Here is a 19354-nt window from a genome sequence, read left to right on the forward strand (position 1 = left end):
GCCATCCACAGGCCCTACTATTTCGCCTCGTTCAACCACTGCAATCATGCGCATGCAATTCGCCAGCAAACTGCCGGCCGTGGGCACCACCATCTTCAGCGTGATGAGTGAACTCGCCGTCCGGCACAATGCCGTGAACCTGGGCCAGGGCTTTCCCGATTTCGAGCCGCCGCTACGCCTGCGCGAGGCGCTCGCCCGTGCGGTGGCCGACGGCCGTAACCAGTACCCGCCCGGTATCGGCGTGGCCGCGCTGCGTGAGCAGATCGCGGCCAAGACGAACGCCCTGTACGGGCGGGCCACCGACCCCGACACCGAAGTCACGGTGACCTCCGGGGCCACCGAGGCGATATTCGCTGCCATTGCGGCCACGGTGGGCGCCGGCGACGAGGTTATCGTGCTCGACCCGGCCTACGACTGTTATGTGCCGGCCATCGAACTGCAAAACGCACGTGCCATCCGGGTGCCGCTTACCCGGCCCGATTTCGCGATCGACTGGCAGCGGGTCGCCGATGCCATCGGCCCGCGTACCCGGATGCTCATCGTCAACTCACCGCATAATCCCACCGGTGCGGTGATGAGTGCGGCCGATCTCGATCGGCTCGCCGAGCTGCTGCGCGATACGTCCATCATCGTGCTGTCGGACGAGGTGTATGAGCACATGGTCTTCGACGGCCAGGCCCATCAGAGCGTGGCCCGTCACGACGAGCTGGCCGCGCGCAGCTTCGTGATCAGCTCCTTCGGCAAGACCTATCACTGCACCGGCTGGAAGATCGGCTACTGCGTGGCGCCGCCGCAGCTGACCGCGGAGCTGCGCAAGGTGCATCAGTATCTGACGTTTGCCAGCTTTGCACCCGCGCAATGGGCGCTGGCCGACATGCTCGCCGAAGAGCCGGCTCACCACCTGGAATTGGCCGATTTCTATCAGGCCAAGCGGGATCGGTTCCGGGCGCTGCTTGCCGACACGCCGTTGACGCTGCGCGACGTGCCCGGCGGCTATTTTCAGCTGGTCGACTATTCCGCGGTGCGCGACGTCGACGATGCAACGTTCGCGCAATGGCTGGTTAAAGAGGTCGGCGTGGCCGGGGTGCCGCTGAGCCCGTTTTTTCAAACGCCTCCGGACACGCGCCTGCTGCGCCTGTGCTTTGCCAAGAGCGATGCCACGCTCGTCGCCGGTGCCCAACGGCTTGCCGCGATCGAGATATAAAGCCGGTTTGCATGCCCATAAAAAAGCCCCGGCCGAGGCCGGGGCTAAAGTTCACGAGGGGCGCCCTCGTTGAACGGGTATGGAGGTTTTTATTTCGCGGTTATAGGAATTCAGGTCGTGGTGTTGCTGCTTTGTGTGGCACCGCCGCTGGCTTCCAGCGCCTCGGCAGCCGCGATATTCGTGCCTTCCGGGAAAAAGCTCGTCGACGGCACGTTGTTCGCCATCGGGCTCACGCTGTTGGGCGTCAGGTAGGCGATATTGTGGATCTGTGCCGGTGTGCGCGAGAACGTGATGCCGCTACCGTCGGTGGGGACGATGTTGGTTGCATCGTAATTCATGCCGTAGATCGAAACGCTGTTAACGCCGTCACCGGTGATGCCCTGGTCGAGATCGTCTTCGCCGTCGAGGCTGTCGCGAGCCCCGGAAATGGCGTTTATCACGGCGCCGAGCGGCAGGGTCTGGTCGCCTTCGCTGGTATTGAAGGTCACGGTTTCGCCGTCTTCCGCACGCGCCGTAAGAATCGTGCGCACCAGGCCCGCGTGATAACCCTCGACCGAGAGTATGCCGGCGGCTGCGGTCAAAAAGTCGCGATTACGCAGGAACTGGGCGCCGCCCTTGTAAGCCGTCACGCCGACGTCCTCGAATATGAAGGCCCCGATAAGGAAGCCAAGCGGGCTGGCGTACGGGTTGAACGTCGCGGTCGCACCGCTGCCGATCACGCCGGCGCCGCGCAGGGCCGCGGTTGCGGCGAAGTCGAACGAGCTGCTCAGGTTGATCGTCGGACGGGCGATCAGCCCGCCGGCCTGGGACAGCCCCGAGCGCAGGAACTGCACGTGATCGAGCTCGTCGGAGGCGATCTCGGCGGCATAACGGCCGATCAGGCCTTCGCCGGTGAAGTTGACCGCACCCTGCTGCGGGAAGGTGACGGTACCGGCGGGCATGCCGCCATCGCTGCCACTCGTATCGGAGGCCTGCAGGCCGGAACCGGTCACGGCGCCCAGATAGTATTCGGCTTCCAGGTATTCGAGGTTGAGCGCGAACTGCAGCACGGCAGCGTCGCTGGGTGCGTTCGCAAACAGATCGTTATTGCCGGCGTTGTTGGACTGGGCATTCGCAAAGCCGTCGTTGTCGCTGCAGGCTGCCAGCAGCGAACTGCCGACCAGGCCGGCCGAGAACATGCCGGCATTGCTCAGAAACCGCCGCCGCGAGTTGCTGATGGGTTTGCCCGTCGTGCCGCTGATGATTTCGACCGGGCTTTGTTGTTCTGTCTTAGCGTTTTGGTCTGCCATGAGCTGAATCCCTCTGGTTTGTGGAAATCGGTGTTGCAACCGATGGACAAGGCATGGCCGACGTGCGCCGTGTTAATACTTGCTCTGGGTGTCAGCGTACGGTAACGGCAATAGCCCCATGACCGACGCTAGCACAGCCAATCCGCGAGTCGAGGGCAGGGCGGGATGCGCGGGTGCTGTCTTTAGGCGATTCTACGCTCGCCCATTTGGGCATTATTTACCAAGCGCATGATAATTAAGATTTTTGCAGACGCGTCGTCAGGCATCTCGGCGTCGATTAAATATTCGTGACGGGGCGTGGATTGCCTGCGGGATGGCTGCGATTGCGCGATTTATGCCCGCGTCCAGCGCCGGTGCAGGGCAAGGTGCTCGGCAATTCGTGCCCGTGCGGGCACTTAATCCTGTGTTGCCCACATGGGCGCTTTAATAGACAATGCACGGCCTTTGTCAAGCCGCGTCATAGGATTGTCGATGCCTGCACGCCGTGATCTCGCCAACGCCATCCGTATTCTGTCGATGGACGCCGTCCAGCAGGCCAACTCCGGCCATCCGGGCATGCCCATGGGCATGGCCGATATTGCTGAGGTGCTGTTCAACGACTACATGAAGATCAATCCGGGCAATCCGGACTGGGTCGATCGTGATCGTTTCATTCTGTCCAACGGGCACGGTTCCATGCTGCAGTACGCGCTACTGCATCTGACCGGCTATGACGTATCGCTCGACGACATCAAGAATTTTCGTCAGCTGCATTCCAAGACCCCGGGTCATCCGGAGAATTTCATGACCCCGGGTGTGGAAACCACCACGGGCCCGCTGGGCCAGGGGCTGGCCAATGCCGTGGGCATGGCGCTGGGTGAAGCCGCGCTGGCAGCGCGTTTCAATCACGCCGATGCGACGCTCGTGGATCATTACACCTGGTGCTTCGCGGGCGACGGCTGTCTTATGGAAGGCATCTCGCACGAGGCCTGTTCGCTGGCCGGCACGCTCGGGCTGGGCAAGCTGATCGTCTTCTACGACGACAACGGCATTTCGATCGACGGCGAAACCCAGGGCTGGTTCACCGACGACACGCCGGCCCGCTTTGAAGCCTATGGCTGGCAGGTGGTGCGTAACGTGGACGGCCACGACGCCGACGAGATCAAGACCGCCATTGAAACCGCGCGCCAGGAAACCGGCCGTCCGACCCTGATCTGCTGCAAGACCGTGATCGGCTGGGGCTCGCCCAACAAGCAGGGCACCGCCGGCGTGCACGGCGCCGCGCTAGGCGACGAAGAGATTGCCGCCGCGCGTAAGCAGATCGGCTGGGCCGACGAAACGCGCTTTGCCGTGCCGGACGATATCTATGCGGCCTGGGACAAGCACGATCGAGGCGCGACCGCCGAGAAGAACTGGCAGGACGCCCGTGCGGCCTATGCGGCCAAATACGCCGACGACATGGCCGAGTTCGAGCGTCGCATGGCAGGCCAGATGCCGCGCGACTGGCCGGCACAGTGCCGTGCCTTCATAGAAAAGGTACAGGCCGAGGGCAAGCGTACGGCCACGCGCAAGTCGTCGAAGGCGGCTATCGAAGCCTATGCGGCCCTGTTGCCGGAACTGATCGGCGGTTCGGCCGATCTATCCGGGTCGAACGGCACCGATTTCAAGGGCCATGTGCCGATCAGCGCCGGCGACTACAGCGGCAACTACGTCTACTACGGCGTACGCGAGTTCGCCATGACCGCGATCACCAACGGCCTGAGCCTGCACGGCGGCTTCACACCGTTCGGCGCGACCTTCCTGACGTTCTCCGACTATGCCCGCAACGCGGTGCGCATGGCTGCGCTCATGCGCTCGCGCAACATATTGGTCTATACCCACGACTCGATCGGGCTGGGTGAAGACGGGCCGACCCATCAGTCGGTCGAGCATATTGCCAGCCTGCGCCTGATACCGAACCTGCATGTCTGGCGTCCGGGCGACGATGTGGAAACCGCGGTCGCCTGGCAGGCCGCGATCGAGCGCGAGAACGGGCCGACCGCGTTGGCGCTGTCGCGCCAGGACGTCGATCACCAGCCGCGCGATGCCGCCCAGGTGGCCGCCATTGCGCGCGGCGGTTATGTGCTCAGCGAGCCCGAGGGCGAAGCGCAGGCACTGATCATCGGTACCGGCTCCGAGCTGGAAATGGCCGTCGCTGCCGCCGATCGCCTGGCTCAGGAGGGCGTGGCTGTACGCGTGGTTTCCATGCCCTGTATCGAAGCCTTCGATGCCCAGGGCGCCGACTATCGCGAATCGGTGCTGCCGGCGACGATCGCTGCGCGCGTGGCGGTCGAGGCCGGGGTCAGCGACAGCTGGTATCGCTTTGTTGGCGCCACCGGGCATGTGGTCGGCGTGAACGATTTCGGCTCGTCGGCCCCGGCCGGCGATGTCTATGCCGATATGGGCGTGACCGTCGACAGCGTGGTCGACGCCGTGCGCGCACAGCTGGGCTGAAGCCCGGCCCGTATTCAATTCATGTTCTTACTGGCCGCACCGAAGCGGCCAGACCGTTAGTAAAGAGGTAGCTATGGCAGTCAAAGTCGGGATCAACGGTTACGGTCGTATCGGGCGCAACGTGCTGCGTGCGCTGTATGAGTCGGGCCGCAATGGCGAAATCGAGATCGTTGCCATCAACGATCTGGGTGACGCCGAGGCGAACGCCCATCTCACCCAGTACGACACCGCCCACGGTCGTTTCCCGGGCGAAGTGTCGATCGAAGGCGAGCACATGGTCGTCAACGGCGACAAGATCAAGGTGCTGGCCGAGCGCAACCCCGCCGATCTGCCCTGGGGCGAGCTCGACGTCGATATCGTGATGGAATGCACTGGCCTGTTCGCCAGCAAGGAAAAGGCCAGCGCACATCTGGAAGGCGGCGCCAAGAAGGTGCTGATTTCTGCGCCGGCCGGCGATATCACCACCGTGGTTTACGGCGTCAATCACGACACCATTACCGCCGACGACAAGGTGATCTCGAACGCCTCCTGCACGACCAACTGCCTGGCGCCGCTGGTCAAGCCGTTGCACGACGCCTTCGGCATCGAATACGGGCTGATGAACACCATCCACTCGTATACCAACGACCAGGTGCTCACCGACGTTTATCACAAGGATCTGCGTCGTGCCCGCAGTGCCACCCAGAGCATGATTCCGACCGCCACCGGTGCGGCCAAGGCCGTGGGCCTGGTGCTTCCGGAACTCAACGGCAAGCTCGACGGTTTCGCCGTGCGCGTGCCCACGATCAACGTCTCGATGGTCGACCTGACCGCGCAGGTGTCCAAGGACACCACGGTCGAAGAAGTCAACGCCGTGCTCAAGAAGGCTGCCGAAGGACCGCTCAAGGGTGTGCTCGCTTACAGCGAAGCGCCGCTGGTCTCCAGCGACTTCAACCACGATCCGGCCTCGTCGACGGTGGACGGCCCGCTGACCAAGGTCGCCGGCGGCAAGCTGATCAAGGTCTGCTCCTGGTACGACAACGAATGGGGTTTCTCCAACCGCATGCTTGATACCGCGCTGGCCCTGGCCAAGGCCGGTTAAGCAGGACTACGAGACGCAGGAGCGCGACATGACTGCCATGCTCAAGATGCAGGACGTGGATCTGGCCGGTAAACGGGTGCTGATCCGACAGGATCTCAACGTTCCGTTCGCCAACGGCGAGGTCAGTTCGGCCGGCCGCCTGAAGGCGTCGGTGCCGACCATTCAGGCCGCGCTCGATGCTGGCGCCCGGGTGATGGTCATGTCGCACCTGGGTCGTCCGAAGGAGGGGCAGCCCGACAACGACCATAGCCTCGCCCCGGTGGCCCGCTATCTCGGCGAATTGTTGCGCCGCGACGTGCCGCTGGTCAGCGACTGGCTCGACGGCGTGAACGTCGGCGAGGGCGAGATCGTGATGTGCGAGAACGTGCGCTTCAACGTCGGTGAAAAAGCCAACGATGAAGGACTCTCGCGCAAGATGGCCGCTCTATGCGACGTGTTCGTGATGGACGCTTTCGGTACCGCCCATCGGGCCCAGGCATCGACCGAAGGCGTGGCCCGTTACGCGCCGGTGGCCTGTGCGGGGCCGTTGTTATCGGCCGAGGTGGAAGCGCTGGAGGCGGCGCTGGGCGATCCGGCGCGACCGCTGGTGGTGATCGTGGGGGGGTCCAAGGTCTCGACCAAGCTCGAACTGCTGGAAAGCCTCGCCAACGTCGCCGACCAGCTGATCGTGGGCGGTGGTATCGCCAACACCTTCCTTGCAGCGGCCGGTCACAACGTGGGGGCGTCGCTGCACGAGCCGGATCTGGTGGGCGCGGCGCGTATGGTGGATCGCGAAATACGTCGCCGCGGCGGCGAGATTCCGTTGCCGACCGATGTGGTCACGGCCACGGAGGTTTCGCCCGAGGCCCATCCCGAGGTGCGCCCGGTGACCGAGATCGAGGATGACGAGATGATTCTCGATTTCGGCCCGGAAAGTCGGGATCGTATCGCCGAGATTCTCAAGGACGCCGGCACCATCGTCTGGAACGGGCCGCTGGGCGTATTCGAAATCGACCAGTTCGGCGGCGGCACACACGTGCTGGCACGGGCGATCGCACGCAGCGAAGCGTTCTCGATCGCCGGCGGAGGCGACACGCTTGCGGCGATCGAGAAATACCGTATCGAAGAGGAGGTGTCTTATATCTCCACCGGCGGCGGCGCCTTTCTCGAGTTTCTGGAAGGCAAGACGCTGCCCGCGATCGCTGTGCTGGAGCAACGCGCCGCCGATTGAACGGCCGGCGCAATGAAGCAACGCCCGGCCCCTGCGCCGGGCGTTTTTATTGAAAAGGCGTTTCATTTCCACGACACTGAAGGTCTGGTCGCTACCGCGATCGATCTGATTTACAACCGCGATTCACGTTTATGACCACGCAATTCACCGGCACCGACCGCTACGTCGCCACAGACGACCTCAAACTTGCGGTGAATGCGGCCGCGACAGTGCAACGGCCGTTGCTGATCAAGGGCGAGCCGGGTACCGGCAAGACCATGCTGGCCGAAGAAGTCGCGGCAGCGCTGGACAAGCCGTTTTTCCAGTGGCATATCAAGTCGACCACGAAAGCCCAGCAGGGGCTTTACGAATATGACGCCGTCTCGCGGCTGCGGGATTCGCAGCTCGGCGATGAGAAGGTGCACGATATTGCCAACTACATCGTGCCGGGGCCGTTGTGGGAATGCTTCACCTGCGACACGCAGCCGGTATTGCTCATCGACGAGATCGACAAGGCCGATATCGAGTTCCCGAACGATTTGCTGCGAGAGATCGATCGCATGGCCTTTGATGTCTACGAGACGCATCAGACCATCGAAGCCCGTCATCGTCCGATCATCATCATCACCTCGAACAATGAAAAGGAACTGCCGGACGCCTTTCTGCGTCGCTGCTTCTTCCATTTCATTTCGTTCCCGGACAAGGGCACGATGCGCGAAATCGTCGATGTCCACTTCCCGAACATCAAGAAGAACCTGCTTTCGGATGCGATGGACCTGTTCTTCGACGTGCGCGACGTACCGGGCATCAAGAAGAAGCCGTCGACATCAGAGCTGCTCGACTGGTTGAAGCTGCTGCTGGCCGAGGATATTCCGGCCGAGGCACTGCATTCCAAGAATGCCCGCGACGCGCTGCCGCCGCTGCACGGCGCGCTGCTGAAAAACGAGCAGGACGTGCATCTGTTCGAGCGCCTGGCGTTCATGACGCGCCGCGGCTAAAAGCCGCGCGCGCCGAATCCGCGGCCTGCCATGCTGATCGAATTCTTCTACGAACTGCGCGACGCCGGCCTCAAGCCGTCGGTGACCGAGTACCTGACGCTGCTGGAGGCGCTGGATCGCCACGTCGGCGGCATGAGCGTAGAGAATTTCTACTATCTGTCGCGAGCGACCCTGATCAAGGACGAGACCAAGTTCGATCGCTTCGATCAAGTGTTCGGCCATTACTTCGACGGTATCCAGGCCGCGACCGAGGACCTGACCACCGATATTCCGGACGAATGGCTCGAGCGCATGAAGCAGCTCGAGCTTAGCGACGAGCAGAAGGCCCAGATCGAGGCCATGGGCGGCTGGGACAAGCTCATGGAAACGCTCAAGAAGCGTCTCGAAGAGCAGGGCGAACGCCACGAAGGCGGCAGCAAATGGATCGGCACGGCCGGCACCTCGCCGTTCGGCGCCTATGGCTACAATCCGGAAGGCATCCGTATCGGCCAGGACGGCTCGCGCCATCGGCGCGCGGTCAAGGTCTGGGACAAGCGCGAATTCGCCAATCTCGACGGCTCCCAGGAGATCGGCACCCGCAATATCAAGATGGCGCTGCGCAAGCTGCGGCGCTTCGCCCGCACCGGCGCGGACGAAGAGCTGGATATGGAGCGCACCATTCGTGCGACCGCCAAGAATGCGGGCAATCTCGATCTGCATATGCGCCCCGAGCGGCGCAACGCGGTCAAGCTGCTGATCTTCTTCGACGTGGGCGGTTCAATGGACGACCACGTCGCCACCGTCGAGTCGCTCTTCTCGGCCGCAAGGGCCGAGTTCAAGCATCTTGAATACTACTATTTCCACAATTTCCCCTACGAGGGGCTGTGGCGCGATAACCGTCGCCGTCGTACCCAGCAGCACGCGACCTGGGACGTTTGTCATACCTACACTTCCGACTACAAAGCGATCTTTGTCGGCGATGCCACCATGAGCCCCTACGAGATCGCCTATCCGGGCGGCTCGGTAGAGCACTGGAACGCCGAAGCAGGCGCGGTCTGGCTGCAACGGCTGCTGGAGAGTTTCCCGAACGCGGTCTGGCTGAACCCGGAGCCGCGTCAGCGCTGGGACTACACGCCGTCGATCCAGATGACCCGCGAACTCATGGACGATCGTATGTACACGATGACCCTGGACGGGCTCGAAGCGGCGATCGAGCAGCTGGCCGACTGAAGCCGCGGGCTCGGCGACTGTCGATAAGTCGCGCTATCGACATCGTTTTCGCGCTATCCTTGCCCGCGCCTGCGCGCTGCTTTCGTCGTGATGACCGCCATATCTGAATCGCCATCGTTTGGCCGTGTCGGCCGCCGCATTGTCAAGATTGCGTTGAGCGCGATCGGGGCGGCGTTGTTGCTGGTGCTCGCCGCCAACGCCTGGGTGGTCTCGGCCACCCGTGCCTTCATTGTCGAGGACATGGGTCGGCTGAGCGTGCACGACGTGGGCGTGGTTCTGGGTACGAGCCCGTTCACCCGCCACGGCAACCGCAATCTGCTGTTTACCCATCGCATGATGGCTGCGGCCGAACTGTACGCGGCGGGGCGGGTACGCCATCTGCTGCTGTCCGGCGCGAATCCTGATCGCACCTATAATGAGCCGCGCAAGATGTACCAGGCCCTGCGTCGCCTGGGCGTGCCGGACTCTGCGCTGACGTTCGATTTTGCCGGGTTTCGTACCCTGGATTCGATCGTGCGCGCGCAACAGGTGTTCGGGCTCGATCGCTTCGTGATCGTGTCGCAGCGATATCACGTCTATCGGGCGCTTTTCATCGCCCGCTACAACGGCGTCGAGGCGATGGCCTATATCCGGCCCCAGGAGGATCGGCGTCAGCCGCTGCGTGCCGAGGCCCGCGAGTATCTGGCCCGATTCAAGGCCGTGGTGGATCTATTCCTGTTGGCCAAGGGGCCACGTTTTCTCGGGCCGCAGCGGCATATCGACATCAACGAGGCCGAACCGGTGTTCGATTTCGTCGTGCGCGATAACGAGATCGCGCCGGTTTACGGAGTGCCACGCCACTGGCCCAGCATTCTGGTCGTGCCGCGCCCGCCAATGGCCTATCCGGACCAGCGCGCCCAGGCGCGCGAGAACGCCGACACTGAACCCCGCGAACGCGCCGAACAATCGCCTCAGTGATCGGCGGGTTCGAGTTCCCGGGGCTTGGCCGCCGGCTCTCGGGCCAGCCTTCGCGCTGCGGTCTCCGTAATAAGGCCACGCAGCGCCGCGTCGACCAGGGGAGCCCAGTCGCGATCGGCCCTATGGGTTTCGGGGTGGCGCAGCACGCACTCGTAATGGCCGGCTACGAATGCCATCACCATATCGCTGGCGTCGCGTGCGGACAGCGGCGGATGCAGCAGGTCGAGCTGATCGATTTCGCTGCATAGCGACAGAATGACCTCGCGGGCGTCCTCGAACATTGCCCGCATGAGCGCATCGGCCGGATGGCCTTCGTCCGTGACCTCGCAGCGGTGCATGACGATATGACAGACTCGCCGGTGGCGCGGGTCGTTGCCCAACCGTTCCAGGCCATGACGCATGACCTCGCGCAGAAGCCATAACGGCTCGTTGCCCGGGATATGCTGGCTCAGGCACTCGCGCAGATCTCGTAGCGGAAGATGCGTGCGCGCGACCATCGCCTCGAGCAGGGCCCGTTTGTCGGCAAAATGCCAGTAGATCGCCCCGCGGGTGACCTGCGCGCGCCGGGCGATGCGGTTCAACGAGGTCTGAGACACGCCGCGTGCCTGCATCTCGACTTCGGCCGCGTCGAGTATAGTTTCTCGTGTCTGGGCCGATTCGTCCTTGGTCCGTCTTGCCATGGGGGCGTCATCCCGGCGTGATCATATGGAAATCATACCCGAAAAGTTTTGAACATACATACGCGAATGTATGTATACTTAATGCTATATTCAGCTAGCTCTTCCGGCCCCTTCGGTAATACCTCTATGCGCTACCCCCTGTCTGCGCCCGCGCGCCGAGCTTCGATTGGCCTGCGTTTTTCTTGTGTAATCGTTTTTGCCTGCGTGCTCGCTGCCTGTGGTAGCGGCGGTGACGGCGAAGGCGGCGGTCAGCAGGCAGGCCAGCAACAGCAGCCGCCTGTCTCCGTGGACGTTAAGACGGTGATTCCGCACACCGTGGATATCATGTCCGAATATCCGGGCCGCGTGCGCGGGCGCCGTACCGTGGAAGTGCGTGCACGCGTCGAGGGCATTCTGGAAAAGCGCTTCTATAACGAAGGCGAGATCGTCGAGCAGGGCGACATGCTCTTCACGATCGATCCACGACCGTTTCAGGCCGTGGTCAACCAACGCAAGGCCGAGCTTTCCAGCGCGAAGGCCTCGCTGAATCAGGCCCAGCGTAACTGGGCACGCGTGCGTCGCCTGTATGAAGTGGACGCGGTCAGCGAAGCCGAGCGCGACGATTCGCTGTCGCAGCTGGAAACGGCGCGGGCCTCGGTTGAACAGGCGCAGGCCAATCTCGACGCGGCGCAGATCGACCTCGGCTATACCCGGGTCGAAGCGCCGTTGACCGGCGTTACCAGCCTGCGTGACGTCGACGAGGGGGCGCTTGTGAGCAGCGGCACCCAGCTGACCACCATTACGCAGCTCGACCCGGTGCAGGTACTGTTCGCTCTGCCCGAAGACGACGCCATCGCCCGTAACAAGGCATTGGCAGCCATGGGCGCGCAGCGCACCAGCGAACGAACCCGCGAGGCCACAATCATCCTGCCCAACGGCGATGAATTTCCGGCCAAGGGCGTGGTGGACTTCACCCAGAGCACCATCAACCCCGAAACCGGCACGGTACAGCTGCGGGCGGTGGTGGAAAATGCCAACAATGCGCTCATGCCGGGGCGCTATGTGCGCACACGCATCCGACTGGATACGCGTCATAACGCGGTTGTGGTACCCAACGTGGCGGTATCAGACGGCGAGCAGCAGACCCAGGTGTTTGTGGTGGGCGACGACGGCAAGGCCAAGGCCGTGAAGGTTCAGCTCGGCCCGGATGTGGAAAACGGCCGCCTGGTCGAGTCGGGTCTGTCGGGGGGCGAGCAGGTGATCGTCTCCGGGCTGGGCCAGCTCAAGCCGGGTGCGCCGGTCAAGGTCAAATCCGAGCAGGAAGAGCCGGCGAATGCGCCGGGCCAGGGTGCAAAGGACGACGCCGGGAAGTCGCAGTCGAACGATGACGATCAGCCCGTGGGCCAGTCCGCCGAGGTGCGCCACGGCGACAACGACAACGCGGTGGTCGGTATCGACACGCAGGACCTGCGCCTGAGCCCGCGCGAACCGCTCCAGGGCATGAATCAACCGCGTGCTTCGTCGGGGGCGCGCCAGGCGTATCGCACCGATGACGCCTATGCCGCCAACGTCGGTCGGGGCAGCTGAAGATGATTTCTCGCTTTTTCATCGAGCGGCCGGTATTCGCCACCGTTCTGTCGATCGTGATCACGCTCGCCGGCCTGATGGCCATGCGCGGGCTGCCGATCGCGCAGTATCCGGACGTCGTGCCGCCGGAAGTCGTGGTCCAGGCCACCTACCCGGGCGCCAGCGCCGAGGATATCGCCGAGACGGTGGCCGCGCCGCTCGAGCAGCAGATCAACGGCGTTCAGGACATGCTCTACATGACGTCGACGGCGTCGGATGCGGGCACCCTGCAGATATCCGTGTCGTTTGCGATCGGTACCGATCCCGACCAGAACACGATCAACGTCAATAACCGGGTACAGGCAGCGCTATCGCAGCTGCCGCAGACCGTACGCAACACCGGCGTCCAGGTCGACAAACGCTCGAGCAACATCCTGACGGTGCTCACGCTGTTCTCGCCGGATCAGACGTTCGATACGACGTACATCAGCAACTATGCCCTGGTAAACGTGATCGACGCGCTCAAGCGTATCGAGGGCGTGGGCGACGCACGACTGTTCGGTACCCAAGACTATTCGATGCGGGTCTGGCTCGACCCGAACAAGATGGCACGCTACCAGCTGACCCCGGCGGACGTGCAGGCGGCCCTTCAGGAGCAGAACTCGCAGTTCGCGGCGGGCAGCTTCGGCGCCATGCCCAACGACAACGAAATCGCCTTCACCTATACCGCGAGTACCGAGGGCCGTTTCTCCAGCGCCGAGCAGTTCAAGAACATCATCCTGCGTACCGAGGACAACGGCCAGGTGCTGCGTCTGGGCGACGTCTCGCGTATCGAACTGGGCGCACAGAGCTATAGCACCAGCGGCTCGTTCTCGGGCAATCCGGCGGTGCCGTTCGCGGTCTACCTCGCGCCGGGCGCCAACTCGCTGGCCACGGTCGAGCGTATCCGCTCGCGGATGAAAGAGTTGGGCCAGGATCTGCCCAACGGCATGGAATACGAGATCCCCTTCGATACCACCCAGTTCGTCGATGCCTCCATCAAGGACGTGGAGCACACGTTCATCGAGGCGATCATCCTGGTCGTGCTGGTGGTGTTTTTGTTCCTGCAGAACGTACGCGCCACGCTGATCCCGCTGCTCGCCATTCCGGTATCGGTGATCGGTACCTTCGCGGGCATGTATGCGCTTGGGTTTTCAATCAACCTGTTGACCCTGTTTGGTCTGATTCTGGCGATCGGCATCGTGGTGGACGACGCGATCATCGTGATCGAAAACGTCGAACGCATCATGGAAGAGGAGGGCAAGTCGCCTAAGGAGGCCGCGCTCAAGGCAATGGAAGAGGTCAGCGGGCCCGTGATTGCCGTGGTGCTGGTGCTGGCGGCGGTATTCGTGCCGGTCGGCTTTCTGGGTGGCTTGTCCGGCCAGATGTATCGACAGTTCGCGATCACCATCGCCGTTTCGGTGGGCATTTCCGGGCTGGTTGCGCTTACGCTGACTCCGGCGCTGTGTGCGGTCTTTCTCAAGCCGCGCAAGAAGGCGCCGAACTGGTTCTTCCGCAAGTTCAACGCGATGTTCAACAAGGCCACCGGCGCCTACCTGTGGGGCGTCGACCTTCTGTTGCGCCGCTTCATTCTGGGCCTGGTGCTGTTCGTTGGCGTATTGTTTGCGACCTGGTTCTTGTCTACCCAGGTACCGGGCGGCCTGCTACCGCAGGAAGACCAAGGCTATATCTTCGCAACCTATACCCTGCCACCGGCGGCGTCGTTGCAACGCACCGAAGACGTTCGCGACGAACTGATCGAAAAAAGCCTGAAATCCATGCCGGCGGTTGAGGATATCGTCGGCGTTGCCGGCTACGACTTCCTGGCCAGCGCCCAGCGTACCTATGCGGGTATCGCGTTTTTGACGCTCAAGGACTGGGGCGAACGCGGCGGCGAAGGGCAGGACTCGTTTTCACTGGTGGGTCAGACGTTCGGGCTTGGCGCACAGATGCCCGATGCGCAGATCATTGCCTTCAATCCGCCGCCGATCATCGGGTTGTCGACGACCGGCGGTTTCGAGGGCTATCTGCAAAGCCGCTCCGGCGCCAGCTTCAACGAAATCCGTGAAGCGGCCGGCAAAGTGGTGGCCGAAGCCAATAAACGGCCGGAGCTGTCGCAGGTTCGCACCACGCTCACCACCAACGTGCCGCGCTACCGTCTGGACGTGGATCGCGAAAAGGCCAAGACGCTGGGCGTGCCGATCAACGATCTGTTTGCCACGCTTCAGGCCACCTTCGGTTCGCTTTACGTCAACCAGTTCACCTATTTGGGCCGCAGCTGGCAGGTCAACATCCAGTCCGATGCGCCGTACCGGGAAAAGCCGGAAGATCTGGCCGACGTATTCGTGCGTTCCGATACCACCGGCGACATGATTCCGGTGAGCTCACTGGTCAGCTACGAGCGTCGGCTGGCGGCTGACGTGGTGGAACGTTTCAATATCTTCCCGGCGGCCAAGATCATCGGCTCGCCAGCGACCGGCTACAGCTCCGGTCAGGCCAACGCGGCGATCCAGCAGGTGGTGTCCGACGTGCTCGGCAGCAGCGATTACCAGCTGAGTTTCACCGGCACTGCCTATCAGGAAGAAACGGCCGCCGGTTCGGGCGGTATCGCGGTGCTGTTCGGCATGCTCATGGTGTTTCTGATCCTGGCGGCCCAGTACGAGAAATGGACGCTGCCGCTGGCGGTGATTACCGCGGTGCCGTTCGCGGCACTGGGCGCCTTCGTGGCCGTATGGCTGCGCGGTATCGACAACAACCTCTACTTCTCCGTGGGCCTGCTGGTGCTAATCGGCCTGTCCGCCAAGAACGCAATTCTGATCGTGGAGTTCGCGGTGATCTCGCGAGAAGAGGGCAAGTCGCCGGCGGCGGCGGCCTACGAGGCGGCCAAGCTGCGTTTTCGCCCGATCGTAATGACGTCGCTGGCCTTCATCCTTGGCTGCGTGCCGCTGGCTCTGGCCAGCGGCGCCTCGGCCAACAGCCGTAACGCCATCGGCACGGCGGTGATCGGCGGCATGCTCGCAGCCACGTTCTTTGCGATCCTGTTCGTGCCGATGTTCTACGATCTGGTCGAGCGCGGCTCGGAACGGGTCGGACGCTTGTTCAATAGAAAACATGATGATGAAGGCAAACCCAATGCGTAAGGCCCTGCTGCTACTCGTGGTGGCAGGCCTTTCGGCCTGTACGCTCGGCCCGGATTACCAGCGCCCGGAGCTCGACCTGCCGGATTCGGCGTTCGACTCGACGCTGCTCAGCAAAAGCCAGCAGGATGCGTTGGCCTACTGGTGGACGCGCTATCGCGATCCCGTGCTCAACGAACTGATCGACGACGCGCTGGACGACAATCTGGATGTGGCCCTGCAGGCCGCGCGTTTTCGCGAAGCCCGTGCCCAGCTCGGCCTGACCAACGCCGATCTGTATCCGACCATTTCCGCGCAGGCGCAGGCGGCCCGCCAGAAGAGTAGTTATATTGGCCAGGGCGGGGCCGGTTCGGGCTCCGGTGTTGGCAGTGGCAGCGGCAGTGGTTCTGCGGCCAGCCAGAGCGCCGGACGTCGATCCGACTACTTCTCGGTGGCCGCCACCCTCAGCTATGAGCTGGACGTATTCGGCGGGCTGCGTCGTGCCAGCGAACAGGCGCGCGCCGCGCTGCTGTCGTCGGCTTATACGCAGGATTCGATTCGTCTGGGCGTGGTCAGCGATGTGGTCACCAACTACATGTCGCTGCGCGCCGTTGAGCGCCAGATTCGCGTCACTCGGGAAACGATCAACACCCGCAAACGCGGACTTGAGCTCGATCAGCAGCGCTACAAGTACGGCGCAATCGACAAGCTCACGCTTTTGCAGACGCGCTCGCTGCTGGAAACCGCGCGTTCCCAGCTGCCGCCGCTCGAGCAGCAGGCCAGCGAATTGCGCTCGGCGCTGGCCATTCTGACCGGCCGTTCGCCGCGCGAGATCCTCGCGGGCGCCGAGATTCGCGACGGATCGTTCGAGGATCTGCATCTGCCCAACGACCTGCCGGTGGTGATCCCGTCGCTGCTGGTCGAGCGCAGACCCGATATCCGTGCCGCAGAAGCGCAGCTGATTGCTGCGAACGCCAATATCGGTGTTGCCAAGGCGCAGTTCTTCCCGACCTTCGACCTGACCGCCATGATCGGCACCGAAGCGATCGACGTGGACGATCTGTTCGAGCCGTATTCCGAAACACAGAGCATTGCCGGCACCATCACGGCACCGATTCTCGACTTCGGGCGGCGACAAGCCAACTATGAAACCGCCATCGCCCAGAAGGACGCCGCCGAGATTTCCTATCGCCAGACGTTGCGACAGGCGTTCTCGGAAGTCCGCGATGCGCTGGTCGCGGTGAATCTCACCGACGAGCGCGTGGAATCGGTGCAACGGCAGGTCGAGGCCTATCGAGAAACCGTGGATCTCGCCCAGATTCGCTACGACGTCGGCCGGACCGCGTTCTTCGACGTACTGGACGCCCAGCGCCAACTCTATTCGGCACAGCTGGATCTGGCCGAGGCCATCCGTGATCGCTTTACCGCCACGGCCGACTTGTTCAAGGCCCTGGGCGGCGGCTGGACGGAAAACAGCGATTCGCTGAACGAGGGTCTGGAAGCGGTGCGCGACTCGTATGCGCCCGAACAAAACGATCGCGCACAACCCGAAGCCCGCAACGTGTCAGAATAGGGAAATCCGTTCGTTTCGCTATCGAGCCTTCGTGCCGCAAACCGCGTCGCCCACCTCGAATCTCTATCGTATCGAAGCGCGCCCCGACGGGGTCGCGCTCGTGCTCGCGGGCGACTGGGGCGCGGCCACGCATCTGCCGACCACGTCACGCGTAGTCGATGAGCTGCTCGGCGCTACCGGCGCCGATGCGAGCGGTCAGGCCGTCGTAGATGGCAGGGAACTGGTCAGCGCGCACCCGCGTGTGGCGGCACTCGTGTACGGCGTCAACGAACAACTGCGCAAGCGCGACGTCGCGCTGCGCTACGAAGGGCTGCCGGAGAGCGTACAGGCGCTGGTGACACTGGCGCGTCCCGCGGCCGCCACGGATACCACGGTCCGCCGTGCACATTGGCTCACCCGGCTCGGCGAACGCGGCCGCAACCGGTTGGGCTCGGTGAGCAATACCGCAGAGCTGATCGGCAATGCCTTTGCCGCCACGCCCAAGCTGGCCGTGGGCCGCGCCCAGGCACGCTGGGTGGACTTCATGGCACTCATCCGCGAAACGGGCGCGTCATCGTTGCCTGTGGTTACCATCGTCAACCTGCTGATTGGCGCGGTGCTCGGGTTCGTCGGCGCGGTCCAGCTCGCCACGTTCGGGGCAGGGCTTTATCTGGCCGATCTGGTCGGTATCGCGGTGGCGCGCGAGATGGCTGCCATCATGACCGCTTTCATTATGGCCGGCCGTATCGGCGCGACGTTTGCGGCCCATCTCGCCACCATGGAGGCGAACGAAGAAATCGACGCGCTGCGCATGATCGGGGTGTCGCCGTTCGAATTCCTCGTGTTGCCACGGCTGACCGCACTGACCTTGATGATGCCGCTATTGTTTTTGTATGCGGCAGCACTTGGTATTGGCGGCGGCATGATCGTGGCCGAGCTGGTGCTTAACACCTCGCCGGCGAGTTTTCTGGGCCGGCTGCAGGATGCGGTGGCCGTTCGGCACTTCGTGATCGGCTTCATCAAGGCGGTCTGTTTTGGCGTGCTGATTGCGCTGGCCAGCTGTTATCTGGGCATGCGCGCCGGGCGCAATGCCGCCGAAGTCGGGCGCGCGGCTACGCGCACGGTGGTGGTCTCGATTATCGGGATCATCGTCATCGATGCCATTTTCGCGCTCTGCACCAACGCGCTGGGGGTGTGAGCAGTGGCCGAACTTGATTCGACGCAGCCATTGCCCGAGCGTGGTATTGCCGTACGCGACCTCACGCTGGCCTACGGTGATACCGTGGTGCAACAGGAGCTGTCCTTTCATGTGCAGCCGGCCAGTATCTTCGTGATCATGGGGGTATCGGGCTGTGGCAAGAGTACGCTGCTGCGTCACATGATCGATCTGGAGCAGGCCGAGCAGGGCGATATCGTGTTCGACGGCCATCGTCTCTGGACCGAGGACGGCGTCGAACGCGCCGCGCTGCAGCGACGGATCGGCGTACTGTTCCAGAGCACCGCGCTCTGGAGTTCGATGAGCGTGGGCGAGAACGTCGGCCTGCCGCTGCAGCTGCATACGCGACTGAGCGCGGCGGAAATTCGCGATCAGGTCGCGTTCAAGCTCGCGCTCGTGGGCCTTGCCGGCCAGGAGTCGCGCATGCCCAGTGAACTGTCGGGCGGGATGCAGAAGCGCGCCGGTCTGGCCCGGGCGATCGCCCTGGATCCGGACTATCTGTTTCTCGACGAACCCAGCGCCGGGCTCGATCCGATTACGTCGCAGCGCCTGGATTCCCTGATCATGAACCTGCGCGATGCGCTGCAGCTGAGCGTGATCGCGGTCACCCACGAACTGCCCAGCATCTTTACCATCGCCGACGACAGTATCTATCTCGACAACGAAAGTCGGCGTGCCATCGCGCACGGCGACCCGCGTACGCTGGCCGAGCATGCCGAGCAGGCACGCGTACGTGCTTTTCTCAATCGCCAGCCGATTGCGGCGGACGACGGCCCGTCGTGACGTCATCTCGACCCGAGGTTCTCT

15 protein-coding genes are annotated in these 19354 nt (G+C 63.2%); 13 read left to right on the top strand and 2 right to left on the bottom strand.

Annotated features, from left to right (window positions below):
- Nucleotides 1-52: 52 nt before the first annotated feature.
- Nucleotides 53-1204 (top strand): pyridoxal phosphate-dependent aminotransferase, encoded by a 1152-nt coding sequence (locus C84B14_RS05170; protein ID WP_353222420.1) that lies wholly within the window; start codon nt 53-55, stop codon nt 1202-1204.
- A gap of 110 nt (nt 1205-1314) precedes the next feature.
- On the opposite strand, the gene C84B14_RS05175 is transcribed toward C84B14_RS05170, so the two are convergent.
- On the bottom strand, nt 1315-2493 hold the full coding sequence (locus C84B14_RS05175; protein ID WP_353222368.1) for a ferritin-like domain-containing protein: 1179 nt from the start codon (nt 2491-2493) through the stop codon (nt 1315-1317).
- 471 nt (nt 2494-2964) lie between these two features.
- Here C84B14_RS05175 and tkt point away from each other — a divergent pair, with 471 nt between their 5' ends.
- From tkt to C84B14_RS05210, 7 genes are all read left to right on the top strand, one after another.
- A complete protein-coding gene (tkt, locus tag C84B14_RS05180) occupies nt 2965-4965 on the top strand; it encodes a transketolase (protein WP_353222370.1) in 2001 nt (666 codons plus the stop codon).
- Between the two features lie 73 nt (nt 4966-5038).
- The gene (gap, locus tag C84B14_RS05185; RefSeq protein WP_353222371.1) at nt 5039-6046 is read left to right on the top strand and encodes a type I glyceraldehyde-3-phosphate dehydrogenase; all 1008 of its coding nucleotides are present in this window, start codon (nt 5039-5041) and stop codon (nt 6044-6046) included.
- Nucleotides 6047-6074: 28 nt separating this feature from the next.
- The gene (locus C84B14_RS05190) at nt 6075-7256 is read left to right on the top strand and encodes a phosphoglycerate kinase (protein WP_353222372.1); all 1182 of its coding nucleotides are present in this window, start codon (nt 6075-6077) and stop codon (nt 7254-7256) included.
- Between the two features lie 12 nt (nt 7257-7268).
- A complete protein-coding gene (locus tag C84B14_RS05195) occupies nt 7269-7391 on the top strand; it encodes a hypothetical protein (RefSeq protein WP_348766315.1) in 123 nt (40 codons plus the stop codon).
- Nucleotides 7388-8233 carry an AAA family ATPase gene (locus C84B14_RS05200; RefSeq protein WP_353222374.1) on the top strand — a complete coding sequence of 282 codons (846 nt, stop codon included), beginning with the start codon at nt 7388-7390 and terminating at the stop codon, nt 8231-8233. The genes C84B14_RS05195 and C84B14_RS05200 overlap by 4 nt, the downstream gene beginning before the upstream one ends.
- A gap of 30 nt (nt 8234-8263) precedes the next feature.
- Nucleotides 8264-9442 carry a vWA domain-containing protein gene (locus C84B14_RS05205; RefSeq protein ID WP_353222376.1) on the top strand — a complete coding sequence of 393 codons (1179 nt, stop codon included), beginning with the start codon at nt 8264-8266 and terminating at the stop codon, nt 9440-9442.
- A gap of 153 nt (nt 9443-9595) precedes the next feature.
- Entirely contained in the window at nt 9596-10399 is an 804-nt protein-coding gene (locus C84B14_RS05210; RefSeq protein WP_353222378.1) for a SanA/YdcF family protein, read from the top strand.
- Here the strand turns inward: C84B14_RS05210 and C84B14_RS05215 are convergent.
- Nucleotides 10393-11079 carry a TetR family transcriptional regulator gene (locus tag C84B14_RS05215; RefSeq protein WP_353222380.1) on the bottom strand — a complete coding sequence of 229 codons (687 nt, stop codon included), beginning with the start codon at nt 11077-11079 and terminating at the stop codon, nt 10393-10395. The genes C84B14_RS05210 and C84B14_RS05215 overlap by 7 nt on opposite strands.
- A 204-nt stretch (nt 11080-11283) precedes the next feature.
- Here C84B14_RS05215 and C84B14_RS05220 point away from each other — a divergent pair, with 204 nt between their 5' ends.
- The 5 genes from C84B14_RS05220 to C84B14_RS05240 are packed head-to-tail and all read left to right on the top strand — an operon-like array spanning nt 11284 to nt 19330.
- A complete protein-coding gene (locus tag C84B14_RS05220) occupies nt 11284-12645 on the top strand; it encodes an efflux RND transporter periplasmic adaptor subunit (RefSeq protein ID WP_353222382.1) in 1362 nt (453 codons plus the stop codon).
- A gap of 2 nt (nt 12646-12647) precedes the next feature.
- The gene (locus C84B14_RS05225) at nt 12648-15803 is read left to right on the top strand and encodes an efflux RND transporter permease subunit (protein ID WP_353222383.1); all 3156 of its coding nucleotides are present in this window, start codon (nt 12648-12650) and stop codon (nt 15801-15803) included.
- On the top strand, nt 15796-17352 hold the full coding sequence (locus C84B14_RS05230; RefSeq protein WP_353222385.1) for an efflux transporter outer membrane subunit: 1557 nt from the start codon (nt 15796-15798) through the stop codon (nt 17350-17352). Before C84B14_RS05225 ends, C84B14_RS05230 begins: the two co-directional genes overlap by 8 nt.
- A 31-nt stretch (nt 17353-17383) precedes the next feature.
- Complete coding sequence (locus tag C84B14_RS05235; RefSeq protein ID WP_353222387.1) at nt 17384-18529, top strand: MlaE family ABC transporter permease; 1146 nt, start codon at nt 17384-17386, stop codon at nt 18527-18529.
- A 3-nt stretch (nt 18530-18532) separates the two neighbouring features.
- Nucleotides 18533-19330 carry an ABC transporter ATP-binding protein gene (locus C84B14_RS05240; protein WP_353222389.1) on the top strand — a complete coding sequence of 266 codons (798 nt, stop codon included), beginning with the start codon at nt 18533-18535 and terminating at the stop codon, nt 19328-19330.
- Nucleotides 19331-19354 lie beyond the last annotated feature (24 nt).

Source organism: Salinisphaera sp. C84B14 (assembly GCF_040361435.1).
In the GTDB taxonomy this organism is placed as follows: Bacteria; Pseudomonadota; Gammaproteobacteria; order Nevskiales; family Salinisphaeraceae; genus Salinisphaera.